This window comes from Dysgonomonas sp. HGC4 (genome assembly GCF_001261715.1).
In the GTDB taxonomy this organism is placed as follows: Bacteria; Bacteroidota; Bacteroidia; order Bacteroidales; family Dysgonomonadaceae; genus Dysgonomonas_A.
This window is the reverse complement of the sequence record NZ_CVRU01000087.1, coordinates 1-4,309: the sequence shown is the minus strand read 5'-3', so window position 1 is coordinate 4,309 and position 4,309 is coordinate 1. Positions and strand designations below refer to the sequence as shown.

Genomic DNA, 4,309 nt, shown 5'->3' with positions numbered 1-4,309 from the left:
TTAAGGTCATAGATATTATTTAAGATTTAAGAATCAAGTCCATTACTCTGGAAGTTCTCGCACCACTAATTCCAGTAGAAGGACACTTTCCAATACCTCTCAACTCATCTACAATTGTTTGAATCAAGGGTTGCTGAATATGTTCGGGTGAAGGAATATCAAAACTCTGCGAAAGCACTTCTGTTATTAGTTCAATAGGCGAGAAAGCAAATGTGCTGAATCTGATCTCACCTTTAGTTCCTGTAATAATTATAGAATCAATATCAGTCTGATTAGAGGTTACAAAACACCATTGACCACTGCCTATAACTCCCGACTTGAATTGAAGTATAGCTGATATAGTATCTTTTGCATCATAGAGCTTACCTAAGTTTGCAGAGAAACCTTTAGCATCACTAATCTCACCTAACAAAAAGTCTAGTATATCTAAAGTGTGAGGAGCCAGATCATAAAAATAGCCCTCTCCTGCTATATTCTTATCAACTCTCCAAGTCTGATCAGAGAATGTTAAATCAGATAGTCTGGGTGACCTATATTGTTTAACATCAACAGTCAGAACCTCACCTACAGCTTTATTCTCTAGCAACTCCTGCACCTTCAGAAAGTAAGGCAATGCTCTACGATAAAAGGCTACAAATAGCTTCTGATTAGTTGCAGTAGAGACCTTAATCATTTCCTCACATTCTGCAAGATTCATTGCCATAGGCTTTTCTACGTATACAGGTTTACCAGCCTGCATAGCTTTGATCGCATAGCTAGCATGAGTACTAGGAGGTGTTGCAATATATACCGCATCAACATCAGGATCAGAAATAAGCCGATCAGCATCGGTATACCATTTCGAAACACTATGTCTTTGAGCATAATCTTTCACCTTATCTATGTCTCTCCTCATTACAGCAGCTAAGGCAGAATGCTCTATCTTGTAAAAAGATGGGCCACTCTTCTTCTCACAAACATTACCACAGCCAATAATACCCCAGTTTACCTTTTCCATATCATATTGATTATTAGTTTTCCTCTACTATAATTCTAGCAACAAGCAAATATAAAAAAACGTCCCTTAGTTTTCACTAAGAGACGTTCTAATATTATATAGTTTACTATTTATTCAATAACAAATATAACAACACGGTTCCATTCGTTTATCTTAAATGGTTGGATTTGATCTCCTGACCAGTTAATAGAAACTCTTAATGGGTTGATACCATATTTCTCGATCAATGCTTGAGATACAGTCTTAGCACGACGTTCTGATAATTTCATGTTATATTCAGGATAAGCTGTTTTCTTATCTGCATAACCAGTAACTACCACATTAACATCAGGGTGATCAGTTAAGTATCTTGCAGCTTTGTCAATCTTAGCCCATTCAGTTGGATCAATAACAGCTTTGTCAATTCTAAAGAATACTGGATCCGGTAAGAATTTAATATCAGAGCTTGTTGTTGGTTCGCTTTTAACAACTGGAGGCGGTGGAGGACAAGTAGGACACTCTTTTGCAGCCAACTTAGCATTACGTTCTCTCAGTGTATTTATTTCGTCGTTCAGACGATTAACCAATTCATAATCCATTGGCTCAGCAACTTCCCAGTCTGTTCTTCCAAATTTGTAAGCAAGAGATAAAGTAGTCTGAGCAATACCAGTCATACCCATTTCACCTCCTGTTTGACCATCAAACTCATCAGGAACTAAAGAGCCAGAAAACTCAGCATTAATACCAACTCTATCGCTTACTCTGAATTTTGTTATAAGTCCAGCATGTACACCAACTGTTAAAAAATTGTCACTACCTAGGTTCGAGAAAGCATTATATACTCCCACACCACCATAAGGTGTAAGTTCGAAAAAACGTTTTGGATTATAATTGCCGATAAGGTTCAGGAAATCAACCATGAAATCAATATTAGCTTGAACATAGCGTATATGCTGCATATAAACAGTTTTCTCATCCATACCTGGAACCCATTTATATGCTCCATTATCAAGAATAATCCTTTTGTTTATATCTGGGTTATCCAAAGTAAAGCCAAGATAATTCCATTGAGGATCCCATGACAACATATCCATACCCGGACCTGTTGTTGGATAGCCAGGAAGAACTCCTGCGTGATTTTTCCCTAAATAATTTTCATTTCCATGATTCCATTTACGATAAGTTCCATGATTACCATCATTAAAACCGTGTAAAGATCCTCCGGTAAGATTAAATCTCAATCCCCAGATTGGAGAAAAATATTTAGCTATAGAAAACTGTGGAGCAAAAGTCACACGATCGGTGTTAGGTCCCTTGCTGTCATCTTCTCCAAACATCGCCTGAGCACCACCTCCTATTGAGATAATCCAATTATCTTTAAATCTATTTTTTTTCCAAGTAGTCTTATATGTATTATAAGTCTGATTAGGTTGTCCATATTCCACCTCTTCAGCTATAAGAGTACGACTTGACTCTTCTTGAGCAGAAAGTGAAAAAAGACTCGTAATAAAGAGGAATGAAATGATAAAATCCTTTTTGTTCATATCCAAAACATTGATTAATGTTAATTCGTAATAATGTGCAAATATAAGAGTTTTTTTTTAGAGAAAAACATTAAACCTCTTTTTTTCAGCATAAAACAGAATTATACACCTATATAATATAGATATATAAGCACTTTTTTATCAAAAGAATATATAATTTTTTATATTTGTATATAAATAAAAGTCTTAAAAAGAAGATGAATCAAAATGTTAAATAAAATACCCTTTCTTTTCGAAAAAACATTTTTTCGAACAAAAGACCTGTTATTTCAGGCAAAATCGAGCTTTAGTTCTTTAGAGAACTTCATCATAAAGAGACGATCGGTTTACAATCTCTTATTTATGCTCGTACTATGCCTCATCTTCCCATTTATTCTTTTCCTTAACATCAAAACTCCTCTGATTGGAGATGATTTTGTCTATTCCTTCATTTATCAAACTCAAAGTCGCCTGACCTCTATAAATGACATCTTCCAGTCTCAATATTTACACTACTATAAATGGGGAGGGAGAAGCGTTGTTCACTTTATCACTCAAATGCTACTCTTGACTGACAATTCTCTTGTTATAGATATAATAAACTCACTTGGGTTTATTGCTTTTATATTGACCATCCACTACCATATCATAGGAAAATTAAAAAACAGCATAAGTATTCTGATTATTTCATTTTCCCTAACATGGTTCTTACAACCTGTATTTGCAGAAACCGTTCTATGGGTTACAGGTAGCTCTAATTATTTATGGGGAACCCTCATTATATTATTATTCTTACTTCCTTATAGACTATATGGCAATAATAAAGGATGCTCAAATAAAGAATGCTCATTATTAAAGGATATTACCTTTTCTCTACTAATGCTCTTAGGAGGAGTAATCGCAGGGTGGACCAATGAGAATACCGCTGCAGCAATGATCGTTATGATAGCATGCTTTATCTTGTACTACAAATACAGCAACAACAAAACACCTATTTGGATGTATGCCGGCCTCATTGGAGCAATTATCGGATATATTATAATGATTGCTGCCCCCGGAAACTTTGCCAGAGCAGAAGGCACATCCATCAGTCCATTTCTCGTTACATACAGAATATTAAACTATACTCAACGCTTTGTCAATTATTTAGGACTTTTAAATCTAGGTATTACTTTATTGATGCTTATTTACAGTAAAGTTAATTGCAATAACAGAAAGGCTACCTTGTCATATATATGCATATATTTCATTGGAGTATTTATTTCAATATATATTATGGTTGCATCGCCAGGATTTCCGGCACGTGCATGGTTTGCTACAATAACCTTTAACATCATAACATTTGGCATCTTATATAATAAGATCGATGCGTTTACACCATTAGTAAAACAAGCCAAATACTGCTTCCTTATATTTTGCGTCATAAGCTTCATGGCTTCTTTTTACGATGCATATAAAGATGTAAAGGCTATAAGTAACATCTGGGAAGAAAGAATGCTTATCATTGCAGAAAAGAAAAATAATAAAGCCACAAGTGTAGTTTTTAAAGAATATCAGGCACGAACCAAATTCGGCTTAGGAGATACACCCTACGCCCTGCCATATATGTCTTTATATTATGAAATTGATTTTCAACTCGAAAAGTAAAAGCTCTACCCTATGCAAGCTATTTTAATTACAGCATACAAGAACTATGATCATCTGGAAGATTTAGTTAATTTTTTTGATGACAATTTCAATATATACATTCATATAGACAAAAAGAGCTCTATTTCGAAAGAAAACCTCAATAAATTATTTTCAAAAAAAA

At 34.6% G+C, this 4,309-nt stretch carries 3 protein-coding genes; 1 reads left to right on the top strand and 2 read right to left on the bottom strand.

Annotation, left to right across the window (positions count from 1 at the left end):
• Positions 1 to 19: 19 nt before the first annotated feature.
• Together HGC4_RS08865 and HGC4_RS08860 are read right to left on the bottom strand one after the other, a co-directional pair.
• On the bottom strand, positions 20 to 997 hold the full coding sequence (locus HGC4_RS08865) for a Gfo/Idh/MocA family protein (protein ID WP_050709776.1): 978 nt from the start codon (positions 995 to 997) through the stop codon (positions 20 to 22).
• 110 nt (positions 998 to 1,107) lie between these two features.
• Positions 1,108 to 2,520, bottom strand: a complete 1,413-nt coding sequence (locus HGC4_RS08860) for an OmpA family protein (RefSeq protein ID WP_050709775.1) — start codon at positions 2,518 to 2,520, stop codon at positions 1,108 to 1,110.
• A 207-nt stretch (positions 2,521 to 2,727) separates the two neighbouring features.
• Between HGC4_RS08860 and HGC4_RS08855 the strand changes: the two genes are divergently transcribed.
• A complete protein-coding gene (locus tag HGC4_RS08855; protein WP_050709774.1) occupies positions 2,728 to 4,146 on the top strand; it encodes a DUF3329 domain-containing protein in 1,419 nt (472 codons plus the stop codon).
• The last annotated feature ends 163 nt before the right edge of the window (positions 4,147 to 4,309 follow it).